Source organism: uncultured Brachybacterium sp., from assembly GCF_947500705.1.
Classification (GTDB): domain Bacteria; phylum Actinomycetota; class Actinomycetes; order Actinomycetales; family Dermabacteraceae; genus Brachybacterium.
This window is the reverse complement of record NZ_CANMSY010000004.1, coordinates 172,688-186,395: the sequence shown is the minus strand read 5'-3', so window position 1 is coordinate 186,395 and position 13,708 is coordinate 172,688. Positions and strand designations below refer to the sequence as shown.

The window sequence follows — 13,708 nt, the reverse complement described above, 5'->3', positions numbered from 1 at the left end:
ACGGATCAGCCGGTCCGTCGGCCCCCGCCCATACCCGCTTCCGCACCTCTGCTCCAGGAGCACCCATGACCGACTCCGTCCCCACCCTCGCCGCCGACCTCACCTCCGCGCTCGCCTCGACCACCCCTGGCTCCCGCGCCAGCGGCTCGACCGGACCGTCGGCCGCCCCCACCGACGGCCCCGCCCGCGTGGTCGTGGACCTCGACCTGCCCGGCGCGACGATCAGCCGCCACCTCTACGGCCACTTCGCCGAGCACCTTGGCCGCTGCATCTACGAGGGCTTCTTCGTGGGCGAGGACTCCGAGATCCCGAACACCCGAGGCATCCGCGACGACGTGGTGGCGGCGCTGCGCGCCCTGAGGATCCCGAACCTGCGCTGGCCCGGTGGCTGCTTCGCCGACGACTACCACTGGAAGGACGGGATCGGCCCGCGCGAGCAGCGCCCGCAGATGGTGAACTCCCACTGGGGCGACATCGTCGAGGACAACTCCTTCGGCACCCACGAGTTCATGGACCTCGTCGAGCTGCTCGGCACCGAGGCGTACGTCAACGGCAACGTCGGCTCCGGCACCGTGCGCGAGATGAGCGAGTGGATCGAGTACCTCACCCGCGCCGACGACTCGCCGATGGCCTCCCTGCGCCGCGAGAACGGCCGCGACGAGCCGTGGAAGGTGCCCTACTTCGGCATCGGCAACGAGGCCTGGGGCTGCGGCGGCAACATGCGCGCCGACGACTACGCGGCGCTCGCTCGCCAGTACTCCACCTACGTGCGCGACCACGCGGGCAACGAGGTCACCCGCATCGCCGCTGGTGCCAGCGACCACGACTACGCCTGGACCGAGGCGCTCATGCGCGCGGCGACGAACCTCGAGAAGCGGGACGGCAAGGCCGGCCCGTACCAGGCGATCTCGATGCACTACTACACGATGTCCGGTCCCTGGGAGGACAAGGGCTCCGCCACCGAGTTCACCGAGGAGGAGTGGTACCGCACCCTCTCCCGCGCCGCGCATGCCGAGGAGCTGGTGGCCCGTCACGCGACGGTGATGGACCACTACGACCCGCATAAGAAGGTGGGCCTGGTCTTCGACGAGTGGGGCACCTGGTGGAACGTGGAGCCCGGCACCAACCCCGGCTTCCTGTACCAGCAGAACACCGTTCGCGACGCGCTGGTCGCCTCGATCCACTTCGACGGCTTCCACCGCCACGCGGATCGCCTGATCATGGCCAACATCGCTCAGACGGTGAACGTGCTGCAGGCGATGATCCTCACCGATCCCGATACCGGCGCGCTCGTGCTCACCCCGACCTACCACGTGTTCGCGATGAACGCGGGGCACCAGGACGCCTCCGCGCTCGCCGCCCACGTGCTGCTGCCGGAGGAGACCGTCGAGGTCGACGGCCGTGCACTGCCGATGATCTCCGCCTCCGCCTCGACCACAGGGGAGACGGCGCTGGTCTCGCTGTCGAACCTGGATCATGCGGAGTCGCGGACCCTGGTGCTGGACCTGCGCGGACGCTCCGTCACGGGTCACACGGCGACCGTGCTCACGGGCGCGAGCTCCGCCGCGCACAACACGCCCGAGCAGCCCGAGGCGGTCGCCCCGGTTCCGCTCACCGACGTGCGCCCGCACGAGCGCGGGCTGGAACTGACCCTGCCCCCGCACTCCTTCGCGACCGTGGAGCTGCAACTGGGGGAGTGAGCCCGCACGGCAGAGGCGACTGGCCGGTATCCCCTCTGAGCTGCTGGTACGCGCATCGCGTGCCGACCGCTCAGAGGGGATGCTCACGCACGGGCGACCCGCGAATCCGGCCTGCGCCTACTTCTGGCCCGCCATGGCCGAGGGAGAGCCCGCCGCAGCACCCGCCGCAGCGCCCGTAGCGGTCTCCCCCGCGGCGGGCAGCTGCTGCAGCAGCGGAGCGAGCAGCTCGGCGACGATCTCGGCCACGGCGATCGCACCGTCGATCGAGAAGTGGGTGTTGTCCTCGATGCCCTCGGGATAGAACTCGCTCGTCCCTGCCGGGAGCTGGGTGAACAGCTGGCGCGAGGGTTCCTCGCCGAGGGTCGTGATCAGCGCGCGGGTGCGGGTCTGGAGCTCGAGCAGCGGCACGTCGAAGGTCTCGGAGAGGGCCAGCACCGCCGTGGGGTGCTCCCCGTGGGTGCGCAGCAGCTTCCCGCCCTCGTAATGTCGCCGCGCCACCGGGGTGCACAGCACCGGGTGCGCGCCGAGCTCCCGCACCTCCGCGATCATCCGGGTGAGGTTCTCGGTGTATCCGTCCCAGGCGGCGAGGTGCTCGTGCTTCTGGTCGTTGTGCCCGAACTGGAGCAGCACCAGATCTCCGGGCGCCGCCGCATCGAGCACCGCCGCCCACAGCCCCTCGGTGCGATGGGACTCGGTGGTGGCCCCGTTCTTGGCCAGGTCGATGACGTGGAGCGGGATGGCATCCCCGTCCAGCAGCGCGCAACGCGCCGTCAGCGCCGCCCCCAGGTGGGCACCCCAGCCGGACATCGGATAGGCCGTGGCCACATAGGGCGCGACGGTGGAGTCGCCGGCGAGCACGATCCGCCGCCGGCGGGCCGCGGGAAGCACCTGTCCCATGCTCAGCCCTCCCATGCTCAGACCTCCCCTGCCGCGGCGGGCACGACCCCGAGCAGCTGCGGGACCTCGTCGATGCTCACCTGACGGTCCAGGAGCAGCATCCGCAGCGAGATCTCGAGCGTCGCGCCGAGCGGCACCTCGCGAGCGTCGTCCCAGGCGAGGCCGGGGCCGACGCCCACATAGTCCGAGGCTCGCACGAACCAGGGGTCGATGCGGCCCTGGTCCTGCCCGTCCTGCACCATCACCAGGCTGGACCAGGAATTGCCGTGCCGGCGCTGGATCACCAGGGCCGCGCCGTTGGAGCCATGCGCGAGGGCTTCGCCGGCCCCCTCCTGCACCAGCACCCGGGTCTCGTCCGCACCGGGTAGGCGCCAGAACAGCCCGCCGTAACCCGCACCGGGCCGGCCGCGGGTGGCGGGGCTGGTCAGATGCAGCGGCTCGGAGCCGGGGGTGAGGATGCTGTGCCAGGCCAGGACCCAGCCGCGTTCCTCGGGCAGCAGCGTCGCGGAGAGCGTGCGCTGCTCGGTGAGCAGGTCACGGCCCTCATGGGAGAGCCAGGCGATCTGCGAGAGCAGGGAGCTGCCGTCCTCGGATGCACGGGTCGCCCGCACCTGCTGGGTGCCGTGGTTGGACAGCAGGGTCGAGCCTCGTCCCTCGACGAAGGTCCGGCCGCCCCAGTAGGTGGTGCCGTTGACGTCGGGCAGGGCGAGCGAGACGCCGTAGTGGTGGCGATGATCCACGGGGGTGACCACGGTCGTCGGCCGCCCGTCGAGCGAGCGCACCGGGTGCAGGTGGGGGCGGGGGCTGTGCACCGGCACCATCGCGCTGCCGTCCACAGCGGTGCTGAGCAGGGTGGTGCCGTGCGTGAGGTTCCAGGCACCGTTCTCCTGCATCCAGCCGAGCGGCGAGGGGTCGAGCTCGTGACGGGGCTGCTCGGCGCTGGCCGGTACCGCCTGCATGGACGGAGCCCGGGAGGGAGGCACCCGCCCGGTGCTGTCGCCGAGCAGCAGCCGCGGGGTCAGCAGCGCGTGCTCGGTGGGTTCCGGGGCGCGGCTCGGATCCAGCTGCCGATACAGCAGCGACCAGGCGACGGCCCCGGTGTCGAGCTCCTCCTGGTCGACGGTGGTCAGCGTCGGCACCGCGAATCGCACCAGCTCGATCCCGTCGAAGCCGGTGACCGAGAGGTCTCCGGGCACATCGACGCCGAATTGGTTCAGCCGGGCGAGGAGCCCGAAGGCGACGAGGTCGTTGAAGGCCATCACGGCGGTGGCCCCTGACTCCAGCACCTGCTCGGCCACGCGGTGGCCGGCGGTCATGGTGGCACCGCCGAGGATGGTGCGGATGCTGAGGGAGGGCCTGGTGTCCGCAAGAGCGTTCAGCGCGCTGAGCCGCTCCTGATGCGCCGCGCTGCGGGGCGGGCCGGAGACATACAGCAGGTCACGATGGCCCAGCGACTCCAGATGCCGTACCAGCTGGGACATGCCGCTGGCGTAGTCGATGCCCACGCTCGCTACCCGCGGGTCCTCGAGCCTGCGGTTCAGGACCACCACGGGGGCGATCTCCGGGATCAGCGCCTCGAGCTCGAGCTCGTTCATGCGCGGTGCCACCAGCACCACCGCATCGCATTGGCGCCGGGCATCCCGGGCGATGCCGGCCTCCCGCTCCGGGGTCGAGGCCTCGGCGACCAGCACCCCGTAGCCGTTGGCCTCCGCCGCTCGGGTGAGGCTGCGCAGCACGCTTTGGAACATCGGGTTGCCGAGGTCGGGGATCACCAGGGACACGGTCATGGTGCGACCGGTCGAGAGATAGCGGGCGGTGAGGTTGGGGCGGTACTGGAGCCGGTCCGCCGCCTCGCGCACGCGAGCGCCGATGCCGGGGTCGACGGAGGTGCGGCCGTTGAGGACCCGGGAGACGGTCGCGCGGGAGACCCCGGCGGCCTCGGCGACCTGCGTGATGGTCGGGCCCCCGGTGCTGCGTGCCATCAGATCTCACGTCCTTCTCGGTCGACGGTGACCGCACCGAAGCGCGCGCTGCGCTCGGTGAGGCCATGGTGCACCATGCTGTCCACCGTGGCGAAGAGGCCCACTTCGGCCCCGACCCAGTGGCCCTTCGTGGCCAGCCAGCCCTCGAGCAGCGCCTGCTGCTCGGCCAGGAGCCGGATCCGGCCGACGCGATCGCACTCCAGCCGCAGCTGCACCGACACCGGGGTCCCGGGATCGTCCGTGAGCAGGCGATGGGTGGTGACCACCTCGTCGACCTCGTCCTCCGCCATGATCCCATGCACGAGCCCGACCTGGCCGTCGACGCGGTGCAGACCCACCCAGGCGTAGCTCAGCCCGAGCACCACCAGCCCCGCGCGCTCGGTGCCGACCTGCGCACCCGCCGGCGTGGCGGGGAGCTCGAGCGTCACCGTCCAGGTCGAGGGCTGCCCGGGCAGCTGCTGCGCGAGGATCGCGCCGAGATCCCGCAGGTCACCCCGGGGGCTCGGCGCGAAGGCGAGGTCCAGCCGGCCATCGCCGCAGCGGGCCCACGAGGGCTGCGGGTTCGCCTGCCAGTGCCAGCGAGGGTGGAGCTCGGCAGCATCTCCCGCAGCGGTGAAGGAGTCGGAGCGGGTTGGCTCGCGGTAGGGCTGCGGTGCCGCCGTCGCGTCGTGGTCAGCCGGCTCGGCCGCGGGGCCGGGCCCCGGGGTCGGGACCAGCGCGACCGGACGGCCGCGGACCTCGTCGATGCTCTCGCCCATGTGCGGCCAGCCGTCCTCGTCGAAGCGGACCGGCTGGACATGGGTGACCCGGCCGAAGACGCCGCGGTCCTGGAAGTGCACGAACCACCAGCGGCCCTCGGTGTCGTCCACCAGGGCGCCCTGGTGGGGGCCGTTGACCGGGGTCGAGTCCTGCTCGAGCACGATCCGGTGCTCATAGGGGCCCTCGATCGAACGCGCGCGGAAGACGACCTGGTACCCGTCGGCCACCCCGCCGGCCGGTGCGAAGATCCAGTACCAGCCGTCCTTCCGGTAGGCCTTGGGCCCCTCGAGCGTGAGCATGCCGGTGAGCTCGGCGCCGTCGATCACCACGTGCGACGGAGACAGCGCCGCGGTGAGATCCGGGGTGACCTCGAGCAGGGAGAGGCGATTCTTCACCCCGGCCCGGGAGCGGGCCCAGCCGTGCACCAGATGGGCGCGGCCGTCCTCGTCCCACAGCGGGCAGGGATCGATCAGGCCCCGGCCCGCGAGCAGCAGCCGGGGGGCGCTCCATGGCCCTGCCGGGTGCGGGGCATCGAGCACGAAGATGCCGTGGTCCGGATCGGGGTAGACGATGTAGAAGGTGCCCGCGTGCTCACGGAGGCTGGGGGCCCACACCCCGCTGCCCCGACGGGGGAGGCCGTAGTGCTCGGTCGGCACCAGCGCCGGCAGTGCGTTGGTGACGTGCTCCCAGTCCACCAGGTTCTGCGAGCGCAGCACGGGCAGTCCCGGGGCGCGATGGAAGCTGGAGGCGATCATCCAGTAGTCCGCGCCGACGCGGATGACGTCCGGATCGGGCCAGTCCGCGTCGAGGACGGGGTTCGAACGATGCTCCAACTTCACTCCTCCAGAGGGATGGGTTCGACGTCGACCCCGGGGTGCGGGCTCGGTGAACGGGATGGCGTCATACGCCTGCGCAACCGGCGGTCCGACGCCCGAATAGCTCGCGAGGAGACCGCTCCAGAAGCCGCACGAGAAACGGATGGGGAACCGATTTCCCGCCCTGTGGTCGCACACAGTACCAGCACCGCAGAGGTGCTGCGAGAGGGGGTCAGCCCCGCAGGGGATGGGCGGCTCGGGGAGCGAGGTACCGCTGTGAACACGCTTTGACCTGCGGAGTTGAGGCGCATTCTGCGCCAGCCCTGAGACCTGGTCCGGAATTCTTCCGGCGAACGTGTTGACAGCCACGCGAACCGACTCCACAATTGGGGCTCAGCGGGATACCGGTTTCCGATAGAGCGGTTTCTCGCTCGGTCTCACCGTCCCGACCCGCCCTCGACGAAGAGCAAGGATGGCCAATGGTGGCTGACTCCGTGATCGATCCCCGGGCGAGCACGTCCCTGCTCGACAGCCCGAACGCCGGCTCGCCCTCAGGCGCCGGTGCCGGCGACGGCCGCGCCCCGCTGCGCCGTCGGACCCTGGCCGCGAAGATGTGGCGGCACCGGGCGCTGTACCTGATGGCGCTGCCCGGCATCCTCTACTTCCTGGTGTTCAAGTACCTGCCGATGGGCGGGCTGATCATCTCGTTCCAGGACTACAAGCCGTTCCTCGGCATCATGGGCAGTCCCTGGGTCGGCTTCGAGCACTTCGTGCGCCTGTTCACGCAGGACACCTTCTTCATGCTGCTGCGCAACACGCTGCTGCTCTCGGTGCTGCTGATGCTGATCTCGTTCCCGGTGCCGATCGTGCTGGCGCTGCTGCTGAACGAGCTGCGGGGCCGGTTCTTCAAGCGCAGCATCCAGACCATCATCTACATCCCGCACTTCATGTCCTGGGTGATCGTGGTGTCGCTGTTCTACGTGATGCTCACGACCGACGGCGGGGCGATCAACAACCTCATCGTCTCCCTCGGCGGCGCGCCGATCGGCTTCCTCACCGATCCCGACTGGCTGCGCCCGATGTACGTCTTCCAGCACGTGTGGCGCACCGCCGGCTGGGGGACCATCGTCTACCTCGCGGCGCTGACCGCCGTGGACATGGCGCTGTACGAAGCCTCCGAGATCGACGGCGCGAACCGCTGGCAGCAGACCTGGCACATCACCCTGCCGGCGATCCGCCCCACCATCATCGTGCTGTTCATCCTCTCGATCGGTGACTTCCTCGAGCTCGGCTTCGAGCACATGTTCCTGCTGCTGAACTCGATGAACCGCGAGGTCGGAGAAATCTTCGACACCTTCGTCTACACCGCCGGCATCCAGAACGGCCAGCTCAGCTTCGCCACCGCCGTGGGCCTGTTCAAGGGCCTGGTGGGTCTGGTCCTGGTGATCGGCGCGAACTCGCTGGCCAAGAAGTTCGGCGAAGAGGGCGTCTACTGATGTTCGGCTTCGAGCAGTTCCTCGCGGTGAACCGGAAGCTGAGCGGCTTCTGGCGGCTGGCCTGGCTGAACCTGCTGTGGATCGCCGTGACCGTGCTGGGCCTCGGAGTGCTCGGGGCGGGACCCGCCAGCTACGCAATGGCGAAGTACCTCCACCGCTGGTTCCGCCATGGGGAGACCCCTCCCTCCACACGGACCTTCTTCCGCTACGCCCGTGAGCTGCGCTGGCAGCCCGTGCTGGTGGGTGCCGTGCTGATGGGCGTCGGCGGCGTCATCTTCGTGAACCTGGTGAGCCTGGGCGACTGGTACCTCCGGGCCGCGAACCTGGTGGCCCTGGGCGTGCTGTGGATCGTCTGCGCCTATGTCTTCACCGTGCTGGCGGCGCTCGACGTGAAGGGCCTGCGCGCCCAGCTGACCAGCGCCCTGCTGCTCGGTCTCGGCTCGCTCCACTGGACGATCATCGGCACCACCGTGGTGGTGATCGGCTACGCGCTGATGCTCCGCTTCGCCCTTCCCCTGCTGGCGATGTTCGGCGTGGCGCTGCCCGCCGCCGTCTTCGCCGCCATCTGCTCGCGGATCCTCCGCGACCTCGAGCCCGCCGCGGCCGAGGACCCCGCAGTCCCTGCGCGGACCATCGCGCCTCCCGTGCAGCGCACCGACGCGCTCACGCCGCACCTGGCTTCGGCCTCCGACCGGGTGCACTCCCTCTCGAAAGGAACCCCAGCATGATCTCTCGCAGGAATCTCCTCCAGTCCGCTCCCGTCGCAGCGGCCGGCGCGCTCGCGCTCTCCGCCTGCGGCGGCTCCGCCAGCGGCAGCGGCAGCGATGGTGGGGAGGGCGGCGCTCCACTCACGTGGATGTCGATGCTCCACACCCCGACGACCCCGGAGCATGACGGGCCCGTGATGAAGGCCCTCGCGGAGCACACGGGGACTGACTTCGAGTTCCAGTGGGTCCCCGACGCCTCCAAGGAGGAGAAGATCAATGCGGCCCTCGCATCGAGCTCGGTCACGGATATCACCACGCTGAACCAGCTGGCTATGCCATCCATCCGCTCCACCCTCGCCTCCGGACTCTTCTGGGAGGTCGAGGATCACCTCGCCGACTACCCCAACCTCTCACAGATCAACCCGGCGACGATTGAGGGCGCACGGTTGAACGGTGTGCTGTACGGCGTGCCCTTCCAGAAGCCGCTCGCGCGCTATGGCGTGCTGATCCGTCAGGACTGGCTCGACCGACTCGGTCTTGAGGTTCCCCACACGATCGAGGAACTCGGGGAGGTTGCGAAGGCCTTCGCCGAGGGCGACCCCACCGGCACCGGTTCATCCGCGACAGGCTTCATCGACCGCCAGGAGAGCTTCCTCGTCGGTTTCCGTTCGCTGGCCGGCTACTTCGGGGCGGGCGACAAGTTCCAGCTCGACGACTCGGGGAAGATCGTCCCGGCATGCACCACGGATGCGTGGAAGGAAGCGATGGACTGGTATCGCGGGATCTTCGAGGCCGGCGGCATCAACCAGGAGTTCGTCACCGTCCAGAAGCAGAACCAGCAGCAGGCGATCGCTCAGGACAAGGGAGGCATTGTGGTCACCGGCTTGTTCGAGGCGAAGAACTACGTCGCGCTCGCTGAGTCGATCAACCCCGACACCGAGGTCAAGTGGACCCTGATCAATGACCTCACCTACGGCGATGTCCCGCGTCGGATCGTCTCCGACACCGGCGGTGGCATGGGTGGCCTGATGAGCTTCTCCACCCAGTCGTTGAAGTCCGAGGAGGACCTCGCCCGTGGCTTGAACCTGATCGACAAGCTGCTGGACGAGCCTGCCTTCCAGCTCATGACCAACGGCATCGAGGGCTCTCACTACGAGATCGACGGCGATGGTGCCGTGACCATCACCGACCAGGCGATGTGGGAGCAGCAGGTCCAGCCGTACTCGAGCTCGCGCCCGTCCGACTCGGTCAAGACCTATACGTCCACCGACGAGTATGTGAACCTCGCCAACCAGATGATGGAGGAGAACGGGGAGTACGCGATCACCAACCCCGCGCAGTCCCTCACCTCCGCGACCTACGACAGCCAGTGGGGCACGATCGAGCAGTCCCTCAATGACGCCTACAACATCTTCATGGTGGGGCAGTCCTCGATGAGTGATTACGAGGCGGCTATTGAGTCTGTCCGTTCGCAGGGGCTCGACGACATCATCGCGGAATACACCGAGGCGCACGACGCCGTCAGCTGACAGCTCGCGATGGGCCGGCCGCCACGGTGGCCGGCCCATCGATCCTCTTTGCTCCTCAGAAGGAAGGCACGATCCCATGACGACCGCTGACAGCCTCCAGCGCACGACGGAACAGCTCGCGACCAGCCGGCTGCAGCGCGCCATCGATGAGGCCGCGGCCGTCGGCGGCGGTCAGGTCCGCATCCCCGCGGGGGTGCATCGCACCGGGGCGCTGCGCCTGCGCAGCGGCATCGACCTGCACCTCGAAGCGGGTGCGGTCCTGCAGTTCGTGCCGGATCCGGCGCTGTATCCCCCGGTGGATGCGCGGTGGGAGGGCGCCGTGGGGACGGTGCACTCCCCGTGCCTCTTCGCCCACGGCGAGCAGGACGTCGCGATCACGGGCCTCGGCACCATCGACGGAGCGGGGGAGACCTGGTGGGACACCTTCCGTGACCGACGTGAGGAGCTCGCCCATCCCCGGCCCACCCTGATCGGGCTGCACGAGTGCGAGCGGGTCACGATCAAGGACGTCGCCCTGCGCAACTCCCCGGCCTGGACGGTGCACCCCGCGCTCTGCGAGGACGTCACCGTCTCCGGGGTCAGCATCCGCAACCCCGCGGATTCTCCGAACACCGACGGCATCAACCCCGAGTCCTGCCGCAATGTGCGCATCAGCGACTGCCACATCGACGTGGGCGATGACTGCATCGCGATCAAGTCCGGCACCGAGCGCACCCCGGACCGGGTCGCCACCGAGAACGTCACCGTCACCGGCTGCACCATGGTCCACGGCCACGGCGGGGTGGTGATCGGCAGCGAGATGAGCGGCGGCGTGCGCAACGTCGTGATCAGCAACTGCATCTTCCAGGGCACCGACCGCGGCATCCGGCTGAAGACCCGCCGGGATCGCGGGGGAGTGGTCGAGAACCTGCGGGTGACGAATGTCGTGATGGACGACGTGCTGTGTCCCATCACCGTCAACCCCTTCTACTTCTGCGGGCCCGACGGCAAGGACCCGCACGTCGGCGACCGCGAGGCACGCCCGGTCGACGCGGGCACCCCGTTCCTGCGCTCCCTGCACCTGGCCCACCTCACCGCGACGAACGTGCATGCCTCCGCCGGGCACATCTTCGGGCTGCCGGAGGCTCCGCTGCAGGACTTCAGCCTGCACGATGTGACCATCGGCTTCGCGGCCGACCCGCGAGCCGCCGCCCCGGAGATGGCGCTGGACGTCCCGGAGCGAGTCCGCTCGGGGATCGAGCTCGGCTTCGTCGCCGGCGGCGAGCTCAGCCGGGTGCGGGTGCGGGGAGCCGACGGTCCCGCCGTCCTCACCACCTCCTGCACCGACCTCGAGCTCGACGTCAGGGGGAGCGATGTCCACCATGACTGAACCGCGCCGCACTGCCCGCACCGGTCGCGCCTCCCGCACCGCCGAGCAGGCCGCCCCGCGGGTCTCCCGCACCGCCGAGCTCTGGCTGCTCGGGATCGGGATGGCCGTGTCCTTCGTGGCCCTGGGCGGATTCGCCCTGGTCATGAACCGGATCGACCTGACCACCTTCGAGCAGGTCGTGATGCCCGCGCTGGTCGGGACCGAAGCGGACTCCGGCGTCGGCGTCGCCGAGGCTCACGAGCTGGCCCGCACGCTCGCGGCCTGGTTCTCCGTCACCCTGATCGCGGTGCTGCTGCTGTCGGCGATCGGCTGGTTCATGGCCCGTCGGCGCCCCTGGCGACGCACCGCCGGCTGGTGGATCCTCGCCGCCGGCCTCGCCTGCCTGCTGGGCAGCCAGCTGATCCTGTTCCCCGTCGCCTTCATCTTCTTCGTCGCCGCCGGCGTCTTCGCCCTTCGACCGGTCACGGATGGGAGCCCCTCATGACCACCTCGCAGACCGCCACCACCGCACCTGTCCAGGCCGTACTGGCCACCGACCCGCAGCCCCGTCGTCGGCGCCGCCGCGACGGCACCCCGAAACTGCGCCCGCTGACCCCCGGCGAGCAGGTCTTCCGGGTGTTCAACGTGATCATCCTGACCGGCTTCGCGCTGCTGTGCGCGATCCCCTTCGTGCACGTCATCGGCAGCTCCTTCGCGACCCCCGGTGAGCTCGCGACCAGCAACTTCCTGCTGATCCCGCGCGAATTCACCCTCGACGCCTATCGCTACATCCTCTCCACCCCCACCATCTTCCGGGCCATCGGGGTCTCGACGATCGTGACCGTGGGCGGCACCTTCCTGAGCCTGGTGGTGACCTCCCTGATGGCCTATGCGCTCGCCAAGCCGTATCTGCTGGGGCGGCGCGCCATCAACTTCATGGTCGTGTTCACGATGCTGTTCAGCGGCGGCATGATCCCCACCTTCATCGTGGTCACCAAGCTGGGGCTGCTGGACTCGCTGTGGTCGCTGGTGCTGCCGGTGCTGATCAACGCCTTCAACTTCGTGATCATGCGGAACTTCTTCTCCGGCATCCCGGAGAGCCTCGAGGAGTCCGCCCGCATCGACGGCTGCTCCGAGCTGGGGGTGTTCCTGCGGATCGTGCTGCCCCTGTCGGTCGCCTCGATCGCGACCATCGGCCTGTTCTACGGCGTGACCTACTGGAACACCTATATGCACGCCGTGCTCTACATCAACGACTCCTCGAAGTGGCCGATCCAGGTGCTGCTGCGCCAGATCGTCATCGTCTCCAGCGGCGTGAACGCCGACTCCACCGCCGTCGACGTGGTGCCCCCGGCGCAGTCGGTGAAGATGGCCGTAATCGCCGTCGCGACCCTGCCGATGCTCCTGGTCTACCCGTTCATCCAGCGCTTCTTCGTCAAGGGCGCCCTGATCGGCTCGGTCAAGGGCTGAGCGCGGTGAGGGGAGCTGCGGGGAGGACTGCCAAGCCGACGGACGCCGAGCGGCAGCGGGAGCGCCTGCGCACCTTGCTCGGTCTGCGAGAAGATCCCGTTCTCGATCCCCAGGCTGACCAGGCCGACGAGATCCGCGAGACGGCACGTCTCGAGGCCCTCCCGTCGGAACCCGCGACCGGAGCCCCCGAAGAAGTGCGGGTGCACACCGTCGGCGGCGACTCGATCCCGGCCTTCCTCCTGCGCCCGGCGCCGGAACTCGCCAGCGGCGTCGGTGTCGTGCTGGTCGCCGGCCACGGCCGCGGCATCGATGACCTGGTGCGCACCGACCCGACGGACGAGTACCACGAGGGCCTCGCGCACAAGCTGGTGCGCGCCGGGTTCACGGTGCTGTGCCCGGAGATGATCAGCTTCGGACGGCGGCGTTTCCCGCGCCCCGTCGGCGCCGAGCCTTACGAGCCGGCCGAGAACTCCTGCGGCATCGATGCCGCACGCCTGCTCCTGCACGGCCGTCCCGTGATGGGCCACCGGGTGGCGGACGCCCGCGCCGCCGTGCAGGCTCTGCGGCAGCTCCCCGGGGTGGATCCCGGCCGGGTGGCCGTCGCCGGCGGCTCCGGGGGAGGGGCGGTCGCGCTGCTGCTCGCGGCGTCCGACCCGTCGATCGCGGCGGCCCTGGTCGCGACGTACTTCTGCAGCTTCGAGGCGAGCCTGTGCTCGATCAGGCACTGCCCCTGCAACATCATCCCGGGGCTCCTGCCCGAGCTCGAGATGGCGGACATCGCCGCCCTCGTCGCGCCGCGTCCGCTGATCCTCGAGGCGGGGGAGCAGGACCGCATCTTCCCGATCGCGGCGACCCGGGAGTCGTTCGCGCAGCTCGCGCCGGCATGGGAGGCGCACGGCGCGGTCCCGCCCGAGCTCGTGGTCACGCGCGGCGGTCATGCTTTCCGCGCCGAGCGCTCCCTCGAGGCGCTGGTCCAGGCGCTCGCCGGCTGACTCCAGCTGGCGG

The 13,708-nt window shown here is 69.8% G+C and carries 11 protein-coding genes; 8 read left to right on the top strand and 3 right to left on the bottom strand.

The genetic code is table 11. The features are described from left to right. Positions 1 to 65: 65 nt before the first annotated feature. Positions 66 to 1,700 (top strand): alpha-N-arabinofuranosidase, encoded by a 1,635-nt coding sequence (locus Q0937_RS09575; protein WP_299302957.1) that lies wholly within the window; start codon positions 66 to 68, stop codon positions 1,698 to 1,700. A gap of 117 nt (positions 1,701 to 1,817) precedes the next feature. On the opposite strand, the gene Q0937_RS09570 is transcribed toward Q0937_RS09575, so the two are convergent. From Q0937_RS09570 to Q0937_RS09560, 3 genes are read right to left on the bottom strand one after another with little or no spacing between them, the layout of a single operon-like run. Then, entirely contained in the window at positions 1,818 to 2,612 is a 795-nt protein-coding gene (locus Q0937_RS09570; RefSeq protein ID WP_299302954.1) for a rhamnogalacturonan acetylesterase, read from the bottom strand. 2 nt (positions 2,613 to 2,614) lie between these two features. Continuing rightward, positions 2,615 to 4,579, bottom strand: a complete 1,965-nt coding sequence (locus tag Q0937_RS09565) for a DUF6807 family protein (RefSeq protein ID WP_299302951.1) — start codon at positions 4,577 to 4,579, stop codon at positions 2,615 to 2,617. Beyond that, on the bottom strand, positions 4,579 to 6,171 hold the full coding sequence (locus Q0937_RS09560) for a glycoside hydrolase 43 family protein (protein WP_299302948.1): 1,593 nt from the start codon (positions 6,169 to 6,171) through the stop codon (positions 4,579 to 4,581). The genes Q0937_RS09565 and Q0937_RS09560 overlap by 1 nt, the downstream gene beginning before the upstream one ends. Before the next feature lie 461 nt (positions 6,172 to 6,632). Here Q0937_RS09560 and Q0937_RS09555 point away from each other — a divergent pair, with 461 nt between their 5' ends. The 7 genes from Q0937_RS09555 to Q0937_RS09525 all read left to right on the top strand — a co-directional run bounded on the left by Q0937_RS09555 (position 6,633) and on the right by Q0937_RS09525 (position 13,695). Next, positions 6,633 to 7,649: a sugar ABC transporter permease gene (locus Q0937_RS09555; protein ID WP_299302945.1), complete on the top strand. Its 1,017-nt coding sequence runs from the start codon at positions 6,633 to 6,635 to the stop codon at positions 7,647 to 7,649. Beyond that, positions 7,649 to 8,377 carry a YesL family protein gene (locus Q0937_RS09550; protein ID WP_299302942.1) on the top strand — a complete coding sequence of 243 codons (729 nt, stop codon included), beginning with the start codon at positions 7,649 to 7,651 and terminating at the stop codon, positions 8,375 to 8,377. The genes Q0937_RS09555 and Q0937_RS09550 overlap by 1 nt, the downstream gene beginning before the upstream one ends. After that, the gene (locus Q0937_RS09545) at positions 8,374 to 9,885 is read left to right on the top strand and encodes an extracellular solute-binding protein (protein WP_299302940.1); all 1,512 of its coding nucleotides are present in this window, start codon (positions 8,374 to 8,376) and stop codon (positions 9,883 to 9,885) included. Before Q0937_RS09550 ends, Q0937_RS09545 begins: the two co-directional genes overlap by 4 nt. A 76-nt stretch (positions 9,886 to 9,961) precedes the next feature. Further along, positions 9,962 to 11,254 (top strand): glycoside hydrolase family 28 protein, encoded by a 1,293-nt coding sequence (locus Q0937_RS09540; protein ID WP_299302937.1) that lies wholly within the window; start codon positions 9,962 to 9,964, stop codon positions 11,252 to 11,254. Then, positions 11,238 to 11,738, top strand: a complete 501-nt coding sequence (locus Q0937_RS09535; protein WP_299302934.1) for a hypothetical protein — start codon at positions 11,238 to 11,240, stop codon at positions 11,736 to 11,738. The genes Q0937_RS09540 and Q0937_RS09535 overlap by 17 nt, the downstream gene beginning before the upstream one ends. After that, complete coding sequence (locus Q0937_RS09530; RefSeq protein WP_299302931.1) at positions 11,735 to 12,703, top strand: carbohydrate ABC transporter permease; 969 nt, start codon at positions 11,735 to 11,737, stop codon at positions 12,701 to 12,703. The genes Q0937_RS09535 and Q0937_RS09530 overlap by 4 nt, the downstream gene beginning before the upstream one ends. 5 nt (positions 12,704 to 12,708) lie before the next feature. Next, positions 12,709 to 13,695: a dienelactone hydrolase family protein gene (locus Q0937_RS09525; protein ID WP_299302928.1), complete on the top strand. Its 987-nt coding sequence runs from the start codon at positions 12,709 to 12,711 to the stop codon at positions 13,693 to 13,695. Positions 13,696 to 13,708 lie beyond the last annotated feature (13 nt).

Bases quoted from the DNA above. Each gene is read 5' to 3' on its own strand.
- Q0937_RS09575 (WP_299302957.1), top strand. From the start codon at position 66: ATGACCGACTCCGTCCCCACCCTCGCCGCCGACCTCACCTCCGCGCTC.
- Q0937_RS09570 (WP_299302954.1), bottom strand. From the start codon at position 2,612: ATGGGAGGGCTGAGCATGGGACAGGTGCTTCCCGCGGCCCGCCGGCGG.
- Q0937_RS09565 (WP_299302951.1), bottom strand. From the start codon at position 4,579: ATGGCACGCAGCACCGGGGGCCCGACCATCACGCAGGTCGCCGAGGCC.
- Q0937_RS09555 (WP_299302945.1), top strand. From the start codon at position 6,633: ATGGTGGCTGACTCCGTGATCGATCCCCGGGCGAGCACGTCCCTGCTC.
- Q0937_RS09550 (WP_299302942.1), top strand. From the start codon at position 7,649: ATGTTCGGCTTCGAGCAGTTCCTCGCGGTGAACCGGAAGCTGAGCGGC.
- Q0937_RS09545 (WP_299302940.1), top strand. From the start codon at position 8,374: ATGATCTCTCGCAGGAATCTCCTCCAGTCCGCTCCCGTCGCAGCGGCC.
- Q0937_RS09540 (WP_299302937.1), top strand. From the start codon at position 9,962: ATGACGACCGCTGACAGCCTCCAGCGCACGACGGAACAGCTCGCGACC.
- Q0937_RS09535 (WP_299302934.1), top strand. From the start codon at position 11,238: ATGTCCACCATGACTGAACCGCGCCGCACTGCCCGCACCGGTCGCGCC.
- Q0937_RS09530 (WP_299302931.1), top strand. From the start codon at position 11,735: ATGACCACCTCGCAGACCGCCACCACCGCACCTGTCCAGGCCGTACTG.